Source organism: Candidatus Nitrospira allomarina, assembly GCF_032050975.1.
In the GTDB taxonomy this organism is placed as follows: domain Bacteria; phylum Nitrospirota; class Nitrospiria; order Nitrospirales; family UBA8639; genus Nitrospira_E; species Nitrospira_E allomarina.
In genome coordinates, this window is record NZ_CP116967.1 from 4,019,700 (window position 1) to 4,036,764 (window position 17,065).

Below are 17,065 nucleotides of genomic sequence, written 5' to 3' on the forward strand. Positions count from 1 at the left end.
ACGGGAACGCACCCTCAACTCAAAAAAGGCTGAGTCCTATGACCACAAAAACGCACTCCTCCGTCATGTACCAAAAGACTCCCTTACTCGATGTCACCTTCCAAATGACCTTCCCACAAAATTTACAAATATCCTCTGCTCCGCCGGTCAATTTTCAAGGCAGAGTCAAAAATCTTTTTTCAAATTTCTCTTTGACGCAGGATAAAGCATCGTATAATTTCCTCAGTGCCGATCAGCGCTGGCAACTGGTCTTAAGCCCGGGATCTCTTGCGGTGGTCGCCAGATATTATGAAGGCTGGGACGCCTTTCAGACGCATATCCGGTTGGCGTCGAACGCAGTGGAGAACGAATATCCCCCACCCTATCTCTCCCGTATCGGGTTACGTTTCAGAAATATCATCCGGAGGTCCGCCCTCGGGCTTACGGGCAAAGATTGGAATCAACTGCTACAGAACAAATGGACAGGAGATCTCGCCTGGGCTGAGGTGGCCGGAGCCATGAAAGCCACGCACAGTGAGGTGGTGATGGGACTGAATAGTGGAGATGACCTGGTGTGCGTGCGACATGGACTCGTTCCGATCGCGCAACCTGTACAAGAAATGGGCTATCTCATCGATCATGATTTCTTTGTGAATGGACAATTTGCCATGACAGAGATCGCAGGGAAACTGACAGAATATCATCAAGCCGCACAACGATTTTTCAAATTATGGATCACCGATATGTTGCATCAGGCCATGAAACCGCAGATCTCCTAAAGGAAGACGCCCATCTGCTGAACACGCTCAAAAGAAAACAAACCGCACGTCGCACCAACTGCTTTATTCCATCAGCACGCGATTTCACATAAGGGAGTGACCCCAAAAGCCTGGTCCAGCAAGGCCGTAGCTGCTTGGACTAATGAAGCCTACGGAGGAGTATACGAGCACGACCAAGTGGCGAGACCGCCGCTGGTGGCGTTGCTCAACACTCCCTATTTGGGGAGCGACCTCCTCCTCCGCTCCCGCTAGGATACTGAGTGACTCATTGATTTCTCATCTTGAGCTAACGCTACGACCGCTTCATCAACCGTCCACTGTTCCACCCGATTTCGCCCATTCTCTTTGGCCACATACAAGGCCTTGTCGGCTTGGGCCACCAATTCCAAATAATCAGAAGCTCCTAAGGTGGCGGCTGACACACCAAAACTCATCGTAATTTTCTGGCCGGACGTCGTGCGAATAGCGGTACTGGCAGAAAGTTCAATGGTTCCACGTAACCGTTCGGCCACCAACATGCCCTCGACGCAAGTCTGCCCAGGCAGGAGAATGCAAAATTCCTCTCCCCCATACCGGCCAATAATATCCAACGGACGCAAAGTTGTTGATAACAAATTTGCCACGATTTGAATCACTTGATCCCCCACCGCATGACCAAACCGATCGTTATACGATTTGAAATGGTCGATATCCGCCATAATACAGACCAAATCGCTCCCCTCATGGTGAGCTCTCTCCCATTGTTCTTCAAATGCCTCGAATAACGCTCTCCGGTTGCAACACCCCGTCAAGGGATCTCGGTGAGCCAATTTTTCCAGTTCGGTTTTTGACAATTCTAACTCCCGAATCGTGCCTTCCAGTACTGTCACATCATTGAAAGACACCAGAATGCCTCGCACCTGCTTGCGTTGACCCAAAATGGGAGTGCAATTGACTCGAAACTTCTTCACGGTTTTTCCCATTCTCTCCCAAACCAGGGGCACATCCAATTTCGTGCATTCTCCCTGTCGCGCCGTCTTCCAGGGGTAGAGGTTCAGCTGGTCAACAGTGTCGGGAGACGTCCATTCAAAACTATCCAGGGTTTTCCCGATCAGGTCGTGAGGAGCCACATCGACAATGAGGCTAAAGGCGCGATTGGCGAGCACAATACGGTCCTCCCCATCCAGGAACACCACACCCTCTGCCAACACATCGAACGCGGCTTGCACTCGCATGGGCACCACTGAACTGGGATCGAGTTGCCGCAACGTTCGCTTCATATACAGAAAATAGCCCACAAACCCGTAGACCATGACCAGGGCAAGAAATCGCACCCAGGCATTATCGAAAACATGGGTCCAGGTTCCAGTATCCAGGGAAAGAAACCGGAGTTGTAATGTTCCCCAATGCTGTTCCCCGTTAAAAATAGGAATCTGAATATGATCAGCCGTAGAGTGGTCCCCTGATGGTGGCGTCCAGAGAGCATGATGGGGCCCGGCCATGGCCATAATCTCCCCACTTTCCAAGACCAAAGCCACTGACTGGATGTCCGCGTTCCGTTCAACCAACAGATCCAATGCCTGCTGGATAGCCTGGTCATCCTCCCTCTGCGCCAGGATGGAATACTGGACGGCCATGGCTTCGCTATACTTTTGCCGGTAGGTAAAGATTTGAGCAGCTTGGTCCGGAATCAGGCCCACCATCAGGTCACTGATTAAGAGGATACTCAGGGTAAGGGATACCAGACCCAGGCTCATCCAGAAAATGGGTGTCAGTCGTTTCATGAGGATCCGGAGGAGTACGTGGAGGAAGGGCGAACCGATTGATCAATTTTCTTGTCCAACATCCGATCTAATCCCTGATGCTCTCGGGTCTCTTGCTCTGCGGCTTCCCGCATTTTCTTTGTCAAGATTTCCCGACTCTTTTGATCCATATCCAAAATTGCAATTGGGTCAAAGTTCCGCCAGGCGGGGAGCGTCGCTAACACGCTCGCCACGAGCGTGCCACTTCTCACCAGCCACGCCAGAAGAATTCCTGATACGCCCAGCCCCGTGTATTCCATCATCTTGATGAAAAAGGACCGTTCATCAATGGTTTGTTGGGTGGTCTCCTTTAAATCATCGGCAAAAGAGTTAAGCTGCTGAAGGAAATCCCGGCTCAGCTCGATGCTGGAAAGCAGCACCGGGGCCGGAGCATACGCACGAATTTGGTCTGAGGTGGTTCCAAAAGCCCCTGGACGAAGAAATGGGGCGACCTCCAGGACCCTATTCCAGTTGGGAACTGACTGAGGTTCAGGATTACGGGTAAGATCCCGCCCCGCTGGAGGTTGACCACCGAATGAATCCGAAAACCCGATCGGGGGTGTTCCTGGGGACGGAGTATTGGTATCCTGCGGCGACTCCGGAGTTGGGCGAGGGCTTGGTGCCGGCGTGGGCGTGGGACCTGGCTGCGGCGTGGGCGGTTGGGGCATGCCTTCCTGGATATCTGTGACGGTCACCAGAACCAGTTGAGAATCCACTCCGCCGTTACCATCACTCACCTGTACCACGACCTCATAGATATTATTCGCATCGGCATCGGTGGGCGTCTCAAAGTCCGGGGGCACAGTGAAGGTCAACACCCCGCTGGCGGGATCAATGCTGAATAACGCCGCATCCGCCCCGCCTAAAATCGTATAGGTCAACGTATTTGCCGGCATATCTACATCCGTGGCCGTCACGGTCGTCACGATCGTCTGGTTTTCTGCTACATTGACCGCCGCGGTCGGCCCTGCTCCATTACTGGTGATGACCGGCGCATCGTTGGCATCCGTCACCGTGACGGCAATCGCTTGCGTATCAACACCTCCGTTGCCGTCACTCACCTGTACCACCACGTCATAGACGTTGTTGGTGCCCGCATCGGTCGGCGCATCAAAGTCGGGGGCGACAAGAAACCTCAACACCCCGCTGTTGGGATCCAGGCTGAACAATGCTGCATCCGCCCCACCGATGATGCTATAGGTCAAGGTGTCCGCTGGAACATCCACATCGGTCGCCGTCACCGTCGTCACGGCCGTTTGATTTTCTGGTGCATTGACGGCTGCGGTCGGCCCTCCCCCATTACTGGTAATCACCGGCGCATCGTTGACCGGGCTGATATTAATCTGGATTGTGTCCACGTCTTGCTGAGCGCCTCCCGTACCGGTGTTGCCCCCATCATCCGTAGTCACGGTCAGGGTGTCCGCGGCCACGCCCGTGACATTGGTGTTACCGGTATAGAGGAGGGTTGACAATGTGGCGTTCACGTCTGCCACCGTACCGAGAATGGTCAAGTCGTTCGAGCTGTTCCCCCCGGCACTGATCGTAGCCGCGCCAAAAAGGGTGACATCTACCACGCCAGCGGTCACTTGTAACCGTGTGGTGATCGTACCCACCCCCGCATCGACGTCTACCACACTAATGCCGGCAATAGCCGTTTGGGTTTCTTCGTTCACGGTCTGCGTGCCCGGCACCGTGTTCACCGGCGCATCATTGACCGCCGCCATCGTCACCGTCGTGTCGTAGTTGGCACTCGTGCCCCCGTCCCCATCGGTCAAGACATAGCGCACCGTGCGGCTGCCCAAGGTCGGGTTAGCCGTGTCCGTGTTCTCATAGGTGATGTTCTGCACCAACGCACTCACCGCCGCGGCATCGGCGTTGGCATCGAGCGTGATGACCAGCGCGGCCCCGCCGCTGCCCCCCGTGAACGTGCCGATTTGCGTGCCCCCATAACTGACCGCACTGCCCGCCACGGTGATATTGCTGGGGCCCGCCCCCTGATCGCGGATCGCCAGCACATCCTCGGCCGCATCACTGCCCGCCGTAAAGCTCACCGTCAACGTCCCCGTGTCAAAGTCACTGCTGTCCACATCACTCACCGCCGCATTGCTGCTCTGGTCAATGACTTGCGCGCCGTCGCCTTCGGTGTAGGCCAGCGTGTCGCCCCCTAAGTTGCTAATGACCGGGATGTCATTGACCGCCGCCATCGTCACCGTCGTGTCGTAGTTGGCACTCGTGCCCCCGTCCCCATCGGTCAAGACATAGCGCACCGTGCGGCTGCCCAAGGTCGGGTTAGCCGTGTCCGTGTTCTCATAGGTGATGTTCTGCACCAACGCACTCACCGCCGCGGCATCGGCGTTGGCATCGAGCGTGATGACCAGCGCGGCCCCGCCGCTGCCCCCCGTGAACGTGCCGATTTGCGTGCCCCCATAACTGACCGCACTGCCCGCCACGGTGATATTGCTGGGGCCCGCCCCCTGATCGCGGATCGCCAGCACATCCTCGGCCGCATCACTGCCCGCCGTAAAGCTCACCGTCAACGTCCCCGTGTCAAAGTCACTGCTGTCCACATCACTCACCGCCGCATTGCTGCTCTGGTCAATGACTTGCGCGCCGTCGCCTTCGGTGTAGGCCAGCGTGTCGCCCCCTAAGTTGCTAATGACCGGGATGTCATTGACCGCCGCCATCGTCACCGTCGTGTCGTAGTTGGCACTCGTGCCCCCGTCCCCATCGGTCAAGATATAGCGCACCGTGCGGCTGCCCAAGGTCGGGTTAGCCGTGTCCGTGTTCTCATAGGTGATGTTCTGCACCAACGCACTCACCGCCGCGGCATCGGCGTTGGCATCGAGCGTGATGACCAGCGCGGCCCCGCCGCTGCCCCCCGTGAACGTGCCGATTTGCGTGCCCCCATAACTGACCGCACTGCCCGCCACGGTGATATTGCTGGGGCCCGCCCCCTGATCGCGGATCGCCAGCACATCCTCGGCCGCATCACTGCCCGCCGTAAAGCTCACCGTCAACGTCCCCGTGTCAAAGTCACTGCTGTCCACATCACTCACCGCCGCATTGCTGCTCTGGTCAATGACTTGCGCGCCGTCGCCTTCGGTGTAGGCCAGCGTGTCGCCCCCTAAGTTGCTAATGACCGGGATGTCATTGACCGCCGCCATCGTCACCGTCGTGTCGTAGTTGGCACTCGTGCCCCCGTCCCCATCGGTCAAGACATAGCGCACCGTGCGGCTGCCCAAGGTCGGGTTAGCCGTGTCCGTGTTCTCATAGGTGATGTTCTGCACCAACGCACTCACCGCCGCGGCATCGGCGTTGGCATCGAGCGTGATGACCAGCGCGGCCCCGCCGCTGCCCCCCGTGAACGTGCCGATTTGCGTGCCCCCATAACTGACCGCACTGCCCGCCACGGTGATATTGCTGGGGCCCGCCCCCTGATCGCGGATCGCCAGCACATCCTCGGCCGCATCACTGCCCGCCGTAAAGCTCACCGTCAACGTCCCCGTGTCAAAGTCACTGCTGTCCACATCACTCACCGCCGCATTGCTGCTCTGGTCAATGACTTGCGCGCCGTCGCCTTCGGTGTAGGCCAGCGTGTCGCCCCCTAAGTTGCTAATGACCGGGATGTCATTGACCGCCGCCATCGTCACCGTCGTGTCGTAGTTGGCACTCGTGCCCCCGTCCCCATCGGTCAAGACATAGCGCACCGTGCGGCTGCCCAAGGTCGGGTTAGCCGTGTCCGTGTTCTCATAGGTGATGTTCTGCACCAACGCACTCACCGCCGCGGCATCGGCGTTGGCATCGAGCGTGATGACCAGCGCGGCCCCGCCGCTGCCCCCCGTGAACGTGCCGATTTGCGTGCCCCCATAACTGACCGCACTGCCCGCCACGGTGATATTGCTGGGGCCCGCCCCCTGATCGCGGATCGCCAGCACATCCTCGGCCGCATCACTGCCCGCCGTAAAGCTCACCGTCAACGTCCCCGTGTCAAAGTCACTGCTGTCCACATCACTCACCGCCGCATTGCTGCTCTGGTCAATGACTTGCGCGCCGTCGCCTTCGGTGTAGGCCAGCGTGTCGCCCCCTAAGTTGCTAATGACCGGGATGTCATTGACCGCCGCCATCGTCACCGTCGTGTCGTAGTTGGCACTCGTGCCCCCGTCCCCATCGGTCAAGATATAGCGCACCGTGCGGCTGCCCAAGGTCGGGTTAGCCGTGTCCGTGTTCTCATAGGTGATGTTCTGCACCAACGCACTCACCGCCGCGGCATCGGCGTTGGCATCGAGCGTGATGACCAGCGCGGCCCCGCCGCTGCCCCCCGTGAACGTGCCGATTTGCGTGCCCCCATAACTGACCGCACTGCCCGCCACGGTGATATTGCTGGGGCCCGCCCCCTGATCGCGGATCGCCAGCACATCCTCGGCCGCATCACTGCCCGCCGTAAAGCTCACCGTCAACGTCCCCGTGTCAAAGTCACTGCTGTCCACATCACTCACCGCCGCATTGCTGCTCTGGTCAATGACTTGCGCGCCGTCGCCTTCGGTGTAGGCCAGCGTGTCGCCCCCTAAGTTGCTAATGACCGGGATGTCATTGACCGCCGCCATCGTCACCGTCGTGTCGTAGTTGGCACTCGTGCCCCCGTCCCCATCGGTCAAGACATAGCGCACCGTGCGGCTGCCCAAGGTCGGGTTAGCCGTGTCCGTGTTCTCATAGGTGATGTTCTGCACCAACGCACTCACCGCCGCGGCATCGGCGTTGGCATCGAGCGTGATGACCAGCGCGGCCCCGCCGCTGCCCCCCGTGAACGTGCCGATTTGCGTGCCCCCATAACTGACCGCACTGCCCGCCACGGTGATATTGCTGGGGCCCGCCCCCTGATCGCGGATCGCCAGCACATCCTCGGCCGCATCACTGCCCGCCGTAAAGCTCACCGTCAACGTCCCCGTGTCAAAGTCACTGCTGTCCACATCACTCACCGCCGCATTGCTGCTCTGGTCAATGACTTGCGCGCCGTCGCCTTCGGTGTAGGCCAGCGTGTCGCCCCCTAAGTTGCTAATGACCGGGATGTCATTGACCGCCGCCATCGTCACCGTCGTGTCGTAGTTGGCACTCGTGCCCCCGTCCCCATCGGTCAAGACATAGCGCACCGTGCGGCTGCCCAAGGTCGGGTTAGCCGTGTCCGTGTTCTCATAGGTGATGTTCTGCACCAACGCACTCACCGCCGCGGCATCGGCGTTGGCATCGAGCGTGATGACCAGCGCGGCCCCGCCGCTGCCCCCCGTGAACGTGCCGATTTGCGTGCCCCCATAACTGACCGCACTGCCCGCCACGGTGATATTGCTGGGGCCCGCCCCCTGATCGCGGATCGCCAGCACATCCTCGGCCGCATCACTGCCCGCCGTAAAGCTCACCGTCAACGTCCCCGTGTCAAAGTCACTGCTGTCCACATCACTCACCGCCGCATTGCTGCTCTGGTCAATGACTTGCGCGCCGTCGCCTTCGGTGTAGGCCAGCGTGTCGCCCCCTAAGTTGCTAATGACCGGGATGTCATTGACCGCCGCCATCGTCACCGTCGTGTCGTAGTTGGCACTCGTGCCCCCGTCCCCATCGGTCAAGACATAGCGCACCGTGCGGCTGCCCAAGGTCGGGTTAGCCGTGTCCGTGTTCTCATAGGTGATGTTCTGCACCAACGCACTCACCGCCGCGGCATCGGCGTTGGCATCGAGCGTGATGACCAGCGCGGCCCCGCCGCTGCCCCCCGTGAACGTGCCGATTTGCGTGCCCCCATAACTGACCGCACTGCCCGCCACGGTGATATTGCTGGGGCCCGCCCCCTGATCGCGGATCGCCAGCACATCCTCGGCCGCATCACTGCCCGCCGTAAAGCTCACCGTCAACGTCCCCGTGTCAAAGTCACTGCTGTCCACATCACTCACCGCCGCATTGCTGCTCTGGTCAATGACTTGCGCGCCGTCGCCTTCGGTGTAGGCCAGCGTGTCGCCCCCTAAGTTGCTAATGACCGGGATGTCATTGACCGCCGCCATCGTCACCGTCGTGTCGTAGTTGGCACTCGTGCCCCCGTCCCCATCGGTCAAGATATAGCGCACCGTGCGGCTGCCCAAGGTCGGGTTAGCCGTGTCCGTGTTCTCATAGGTGATGTTCTGCACCAACGCACTCACCGCCGCGGCATCGGCGTTGGCATCGAGCGTGATGACCAGCGCGGCCCCGCCGCTGCCCCCCGTGAACGTGCCGATTTGCGTGCCCCCATAACTGACCGCACTGCCCGCCACGGTGATATTGCTGGGGCCCGCCCCCTGATCGCGGATCGCCAGCACATCCTCGGCCGCATCACTGCCCGCCGTAAAGCTCACCGTCAACGTCCCCGTGTCAAAGTCACTGCTGTCCACATCACTCACCGCCGCATTGCTGCTCTGGTCAATGACTTGCGCGCCGTCGCCTTCGGTGTAGGCCAGCGTGTCGCCCCCTAAGTTGCTAATGACCGGGATGTCATTGACCGCCGCCATCGTCACCGTCGTGTCGTAGTTGGCACTCGTGCCCCCGTCCCCATCGGTCAAGACATAGCGCACCGTGCGGCTGCCCAAGGTCGGGTTAGCCGTGTCCGTGTTCTCATAGGTGATGTTCTGCACCAACGCACTCACCGCCGCGGCATCGGCGTTGGCATCGAGCGTGATGACCAGCGCGGCCCCGCCGCTGCCCCCCGTGAACGTGCCGATTTGCGTGCCCCCATAACTGACCGCACTGCCCGCCACGGTGATATTGCTGGGGCCCGCCCCCTGATCGCGGATCGCCAGCACATCCTCGGCCGCATCACTGCCCGCCGTAAAGCTCACCGTCAACGTCCCCGTGTCAAAGTCACTGCTGTCCACATCACTCACCGCCGCATTGCTGCTCTGGTCAATGACTTGCGCGCCGTCGCCTTCGGTGTAGGCCAGCGTGTCGCCCCCTAAGTTGCTAATGACCGGGATGTCATTGACCGCCGCCATCGTCACCGTCGTGTCGTAGTTGGCACTCGTGCCCCCGTCCCCATCGGTCAAGACATAGCGCACCGTGCGGCTGCCCAAGGTCGGGTTAGCCGTGTCCGTGTTCTCATAGGTGATGTTCTGCACCAACGCACTCACCGCCGCGGCATCGGCGTTGGCATCGAGCGTGATGACCAGCGCGGCCCCGCCGCTGCCCCCCGTGAACGTGCCGATTTGCGTGCCCCCATAACTGACCGCACTGCCCGCCACGGTGATATTGCTGGGGCCCGCCCCCTGATCGCGGATCGCCAGCACATCCTCGGCCGCATCACTGCCCGCCGTAAAGCTCACCGTCAACGTCCCCGTGTCAAAGTCACTGCTGTCCACATCACTCACCGCCGCATTGCTGCTCTGGTCAATGACTTGCGCGCCGTCGCCTTCGGTGTAGGCCAGCGTGTCGCCCCCTAAGTTGCTAATGACCGGGATGTCATTGACCGCCGCCATCGTCACCGTCGTGTCGTAGTTGGCACTCGTGCCCCCGTCCCCATCGGTCAAGACATAGCGCACCGTGCGGCTGCCCAAGGTCGGGTTAGCCGTGTCCGTGTTCTCATAGGTGATGTTCTGCACCAACGCACTCACCGCCGCGGCATCGGCGTTGGCATCGAGCGTGATGACCAGCGCGGCCCCGCCGCTGCCCCCCGTGAACGTGCCGATTTGCGTGCCCCCATAACTGACCGCACTGCCCGCCACGGTGATATTGCTGGGGCCCGCCCCCTGATCGCGGATCGCCAGCACATCCTCGGCCGCATCACTGCCCGCCGTAAAGCTCACCGTCAACGTCCCCGTGTCAAAGTCACTGCTGTCCACATCACTCACCGCCGCATTGCTGCTCTGGTCAATGACTTGCGCGCCGTCGCCTTCGGTGTAGGCCAGCGTGTCGCCCCCTAAGTTGCTAATGACCGGGATGTCATTGACCGCCGCCATCGTCACCGTCGTGTCGTAGTTGGCACTCGTGCCCCCGTCCCCATCGGTCAAGACATAGCGCACCGTGCGGCTGCCCAAGGTCGGGTTAGCCGTGTCCGTGTTCTCATAGGTGATGTTCTGCACCAACGCACTCACCGCCGCGGCATCGGCGTTGGCATCGAGCGTGATGACCAGCGCGGCCCCGCCGCTGCCCCCCGTGAACGTGCCGATTTGCGTGCCCCCATAACTGACCGCACTGCCCGCCACGGTGATATTGCTGGGGCCCGCCCCCTGATCGCGGATCGCCAGCACATCCTCGGCCGCATCACTGCCCGCCGTAAAGCTCACCGTCAACGTCCCCGTGTCAAAGTCACTGCTGTCCACATCACTCACCGCCGCATTGCTGCTCTGGTCAATGACTTGCGCGCCGTCGCCTTCGGTGTAGGCCAGCGTGTCGCCCCCTAAGTTGCTAATGACCGGGATGTCATTGACCGCCGCCATCGTCACCGTCGTGTCGTAGTTGGCACTCGTGCCCCCGTCCCCATCGGTCAAGACATAGCGCACCGTGCGGCTGCCCAAGGTCGGGTTAGCCGTGTCCGTGTTCTCATAGGTGATGTTCTGCACCAACGCACTCACCGCCGCGGCATCGGCGTTGGCATCGAGCGTGATGACCAGCGCGGCCCCGCCGCTGCCCCCCGTGAACGTGCCGATTTGCGTGCCCCCATAACTGACCGCACTGCCCGCCACGGTGATATTGCTGGGGCCCGCCCCCTGATCGCGGATCGCCAGCACATCCTCGGCCGCATCACTGCCCGCCGTAAAGCTCACCGTCAACGTCCCCGTGTCAAAGTCACTGCTGTCCACATCACTCACCGCCGCATTGCTGCTCTGGTCAATGACTTGCGCGCCGTCGCCTTCGGTGTAGGCCAGCGTGTCGCCCCCTAAGTTGCTAATGACCGGGATGTCATTGACCGCCGCCATCGTCACCGTCGTGTCGTAGTTGGCACTCGTGCCTCCGTCCCCATCGGTCAAGATATAGCGCACCGTGCGGCTGCCCAAGGTCGGGTTAGCCGTGTCCGTGTTCTCATAGGTGATGTTCTGCACCAACGCACTCACCGCCGCGGCATCGGCGTTGGCATCGAGCGTGATGACCAGCGCGGCCCCGCCGCTGCCCCCCGTGAACGTGCCGATTTGCGTGCCCCCATAACTGACCGCACTGCCCGCCACGGTGATATTGCTGGGGCCCGCCCCCTGATCGCGGATCGCCAGCACATCCTCGGCCGCATCACTGCCCGCCGTAAAGCTCACCGTCAACGTCCCCGTGTCAAAGTCACTGCTGTCCACATCACTCACCGCCGCATTGCTGCTCTGGTCAATGACTTGCGCGCCGTCGCCTTCGGTGTAGGCCAGCGTGTCGCCCCCTAAGTTGCTAATGACCGGGATGTCATTGACCGCCGCCATCGTCACCGTCGTGTCGTAGTTGGCACTCGTGCCCCCGTCCCCATCGGTCAAGACATAGCGCACCGTGCGGCTGCCCAAGGTCGGGTTAGCCGTGTCCGTGTTCTCATAGGTGATGTTCTGCACCAACGCACTCACCGCCGCGGCATCGGCGTTGGCATCGAGCGTGATGACCAGCGCGGCCCCGCCGCTGCCCCCCGTGAACGTGCCGATTTGCGTGCCCCCATAACTGACCGCACTGCCCGCCACGGTGATATTGCTGGGGCCCGCCCCCTGATCGCGGATCGCCAGCACATCCTCGGCCGCATCACTGCCCGCCGTAAAGCTCACCGTCAACGTCCCCGTGTCAAAGTCACTGCTGTCCACATCACTCACCGCCGCATTGCTGCTCTGGTCAATGACTTGCGCGCCGTCGCCTTCGGTGTAGGCCAGCGTGTCGCCCCCTAAGTTGCTAATGACCGGGATGTCATTGACGCCATTAATCGTGACATAAACGGTTGCGGTATCGGTTCCCCCATTACCGTCATCTGCGGTGTAACTAAATTGATCCGATGCCTGTTCACCGGCTGTCAGACTGTCGAATTGTCCATTGGGGTCGTAGGTAAAACCTCCATTAGCGTTAAGCGTGACCAAGGCACCGGATGCCAGGGCAACAGGATTGCCCACATTTGCGGCACTCCCGTTGATCTCACTCACCACAAGGGGGTCGCTTTCGGCATCCACATCGTTAACTAGGACGCCTGAGGCTGCAATATTCAGAATGTTGTCCTGGTCCGTTGAATAGCCAACCCAGGTAGGTTCCTGTGAAGGCGTGCCTCCTCCAAGGGTGCCATCGTTTCCTGAGGATGAAAGGTCGGTAACAGAAGTACCTGAGCCCTCTCTCAGTCGCCAATTCCCGACTAGTCCTGATTCATTTCCTGCCAATAAGAGGTCGTAGTTAGTCGCAATCTCGCCCGCCGTTCTTACCGTGTTCCATATTCGCACCTCACCAATTGAACCCTCAAAATACTGCCCCGTTGGATTGTTTGAACGACCACCGATAAGAAGATCATCCAGGGACGCATGAGCATCCCCTATGGAACCGGAACCGTTGTATGTGTCGACGGCTGATCCATTGACATAGGTAATGACGGTCCCACTGTTATAGGTAACGGCGACGTGTGTCCACTCATTGAGGGGCACTACATAGCCCGTGTCATGCCAAGCCCATCCTGGATCCGTGTTGGCAATAGCCCAACGGAGGGTACCATCAGGGAAAATTCCTATTTCATATTCCCCTTCTTTATTGAGAATGATTCCACTACTGCCACTTGGCAAACTCGTCGGACGGAACCAGGCCTCCATCGTCAGGGTGCTGGTCATTTCCAGACTGGTATCACTTCCAAGCTGCACAAAATCATCCGTTCCATCAAAGACCAGACCGGGACGATCATCCGCGGCAACGGGCGCATCGTTGACAGCCGCTGCTGTCACATTTTGCGAAAATTCTGAAGTGGATGCGTAGGATCCCCCGCCAAGATCACGAGTGGCCGTGGCGGTCACAAACTCCCCAGCGGTGACGGCAGCTGTCAGGATAGCGCTGAAGGTCCCGTTTCCACTGCCGTCCGTCGTGACCGTCGTAAAACCTAAGAAGAACTCACCCTCTCCATGACTGGATGGATCTTGTCCTGTCGAAATGGTGTTTTTAAAAAACTCGATCCGGAAGGAGGTGCTGGCTGTACTATTGAATGTCCCATCGATGGTGACCTGGGTGGGTGAGTCCACATCAGCTGTGGTGAGCACCGGAAAATTCTGCAAGTTATTAGCGCCGGAGTCAGGGTCACCCGCGTCGTTGGCGGTGACGCCGGCCGTGCCGAGGTTGATGCCCAACAAACCATTGGAATGGATCGAGTTACGGATAACCGCGTTGTTCGTGCCGGCGATGACATCCACGCCGTTCATCGAATTATTGGCAATGATGTTGCCCTCATCGGTCCCATCGCCGCCAATCATGTTGTCATGGGCCGTGTTCTGGAAGGTGATGCCCTGACGATTACCCATTGCCGTGGTGCCGTCGACACCTACACCGATGTAGTTGCCTTGAACAGTGTTGTTGTCCGCATCCTGCCAGAATCCAATGCCGAAGCTGTCACCGCCTGTGGAGTTTCCTGCGATGATATTCCGGTCAGCATTCGTCGTGCCACCGATCGTATTCCCGTCGCTCTTGACGGTGATCCCGTAGCGGTTGCCGACCGTCGTCTGCAACCCACTGACGTCAGTGCCGAGGTAGTTGCCCACGATGGTCGAGCCCCCCGCATTGACATCAATCTCAATAGCGTCGTCGCCCGCGCGATTAATTACCAGGCCCCGCACGGTCGAGGCACCGGTCGTCAGCGTGAGCCCGTTTGGATCGCCGGAGGAAATGCCAGCGGCGTTGAGTTCGATGATCGGCCCTTTCGCGGAGTCGTAGCCGGCCTGTGTGCCTCCGTCGATGATCACTGCCTGCGTGACGTTGAGGTCCGAACCGCTGAGCGAAATGCGGTACCAGGACCGCGCCGTACCGGTTAGATAGTCGGCATCGAAATCGGTGATCTCGGTATCCACCAGTGTCGTGGACACCGGGGCGGCGAACGTTCCCCCGGTGGCGTTATCGCGGTAGTAGACGTGATTGACGTCGTTTGCGGCGATGTTAAAGACGATCTTGTCCGGCGTGCCCCCGTTGGCCGTATTGTTAGCGGCAGCGATCGCCTCCCGCAACGAAATGCGTCCGTCGCCGCCGCGCGCGTTGCCCAGGTTGGTAATTGACGTCGTGGTGCCGTCGCTGACATCGCTCGTCGTATCGACAACCACAATCCCAGTTGAGGTGGCCGTGACGTTGGCTGCAAACTCGGAGGTATCCCCATAGTTGCCGCCGCCCAGATCACGGGTGGCCGTGGCAGTCACCCGATCCCCGGCGTTAATCCAGACGCCATTCAAGGTCAGGTTAAAACTTGCATTGCCGGACCCATCAGTGGTGACGGTTGTAAAGCCCAGATACCGCTCCCCTTCTCCGTTGGGACTATCCGCAATTGACGGCCGGCTCGCAAAGAATTCGATCCGATAGTTCAGACTGGCATTCGTGTTGAGCGTGCCGACGATCGTCGTGCCGGTGGCGTTTGAATTCGCTGACGTGACGACCGGGAAGTTTTGCAAATTGTTGGCCCCGGAGTCAGGGTCACCTGCGTCGTTCGCGGTGACGCCGGCCGTGCCGAGATTGATACCCAACAGGGTGTTGGAATGAATCCGATTACCGAGAATCGAATGGCTTGAGCCATTCACCACATCCACGCCGTTGGCCGCATTGTAGGCGATGAGGTTGCCCGCCCCGGCCGCCGTCCCGCCGATGAGATTGCCGGTCGAACTGCCTTGAATCTCGACGCCATCGCTGGAACGGTTTCCCCGGTTGAGCGTACCTGTGACATCCGTCCCGATGTAGTTTCCCTGCACAATATTATTGGACGTGTTGATCTCGATGCCTTCGACCATCCTCGAGATCACGTTGCGTGCGGCGGTTGTCGTGCCACCGATTGTGTTGCCAGTTCCCGAGATGATGGCGATGCCGACGTCGCCCAGTCCGTTGTTGGTCGAACCGTCAGGATCCAGGCCGATGATGTTGCCCTGAATGAGATGGCCCGTAACACCGCTGCCGACAATTGTAATACCTTCATCGGCGTTGTTGGTGATGACGTTGCGATCATTGGCACCCGTGCCGCCGATGATCGCATTGGACCCAGCGATATCAATCCCATCGTCGCTGTTGCCCACACCCGTGGACCCTGTGCCAGTCGTGCCGATCCAGTTGCCGACAACGGTAATGTTGTCAGCTCCCGACTGAATGAGAATCCCATCGCGGGAAAAACGGGTGATCATCAATCCCCGGACCGTACTGTTGTCGCTGGTACTGCTAAAGGTCAAACCGTCGACATTCGCTCCAGCAGCATTCCCGTCAATGCGAACAACCGGAGTTCCAGCAAAATCCGGCTCGCTCCACCCGTCGATGAGCACGGCACCGGTTATGGTCGGAAGAGCAGAGCTGAGGCTTATCGTGTGGGGTCCCGCACCGGCAATGCTGAACGTGATGGTATCGGCACCGCCATTGGCATTGGCATCGAGGATGGCCTGTCTGAACGAGCCTGCCCCCGAATCATTGGTATTGGTCACGGTATACGTGGCCAGCACCCCTTCCCATGCGTTTTGCGTGGCCTGGCCGATCACGATGGACGACTCAATGAACCCGGTGGAAATTTCTAAATCCCAATTGGCATATTCGCTCACATGCCCGGTGCGGTCCGTGCTTGCGGCAATATCCGCCCCTGTCAGTTCGGCTAGGGTTTGGATTGCAGAGAACCCGGCCTGACCGCGTCCAAAGGTACAGCCATAGATCAACAGATCGGCGTCGGCAGACAAACTCTTCCCGATCTGACTCAACAGCGCCGCATAGTGATTGCTGATCGAATCATTGGTGAGAAAGGCTGTGCCTAAATGCAATTCCGCTTCGGTGCCTTCTCCAATGAGATGAATGGCGTCGATATCGCTCCGGTCCTTGAGGGCTTCCGCAATCTGTTCGATCCCGTCCCGTCTCGCATCCAGAAGAATAACTTCCGCGGCCGGATCGATCCCGTCCATAAGCGTCTGATAATTTTCAACACGCGTATCGATGAAGACGATTTCTTTGCGTTCCGAAGACGCCGAAAGGGAAAGACCAGATGACCAGTGGGCGTCACTCTTGGAAGCATCGGTGGTGGTGGAGTCCGTATTGGTCTCATTCTTGACATCGGGAGCACCCGATTGATCTTGCGTGGTGGTGTCTTGTACGACTTCCGCTCCCGTGGCAAGGGCGGCTCCATCGAAGAGGATCCGTGGCTCTAAGGCGAGACAGGTTCCGGTCAATCGGGTCGGGGGAGGTTCTTGGGATGGACGAAGCTTCCGCTTCTTTCGGGCGCCAATTTTCCCCATCTTGGCGTCTTTCCGGGCTTCGAGCGTCGCGGGCTTGCAGCGTAAGTGCTTGATGTGACGATCTTCAATCATGATAGAAATCGGATGACAAGTAGTCTCAGGTCACAAATTGTTGAAAAAGCCTTGATATCCCATACTTCATCGATTAACA

General features: G+C 59.4%; 3 protein-coding genes. 1 reads left to right on the plus strand and 2 read right to left on the minus strand.

The window, feature by feature from the left end:
- Window positions 1–38: 38 nt before the first annotated feature.
- Window positions 39–758: a TIGR04255 family protein gene (locus tag PP769_RS17745; RefSeq protein WP_312642728.1), complete on the plus strand. Its 720-nt coding sequence runs from the start codon at window positions 39–41 to the stop codon at window positions 756–758.
- Window positions 759–1,006: 248 nt separating this feature from the next.
- Here the strand turns inward: PP769_RS17745 and PP769_RS17750 are convergent, their stop codons facing one another.
- Both PP769_RS17750 and PP769_RS17755 read right to left on the minus strand, forming a co-directional pair.
- Window positions 1,007–2,521: a GGDEF domain-containing protein gene (locus PP769_RS17750; protein WP_312642734.1), complete on the minus strand. Its 1,515-nt coding sequence runs from the start codon at window positions 2,519–2,521 to the stop codon at window positions 1,007–1,009.
- Window positions 2,518–16,986, minus strand: coding sequence for a tandem-95 repeat protein (locus tag PP769_RS17755; protein WP_312642737.1), 14,469 nt, complete (start codon window positions 16,984–16,986; stop codon window positions 2,518–2,520). Before PP769_RS17755 ends, PP769_RS17750 begins: the two co-directional genes overlap by 4 nt.
- Window positions 16,987–17,065 lie beyond the last annotated feature (79 nt).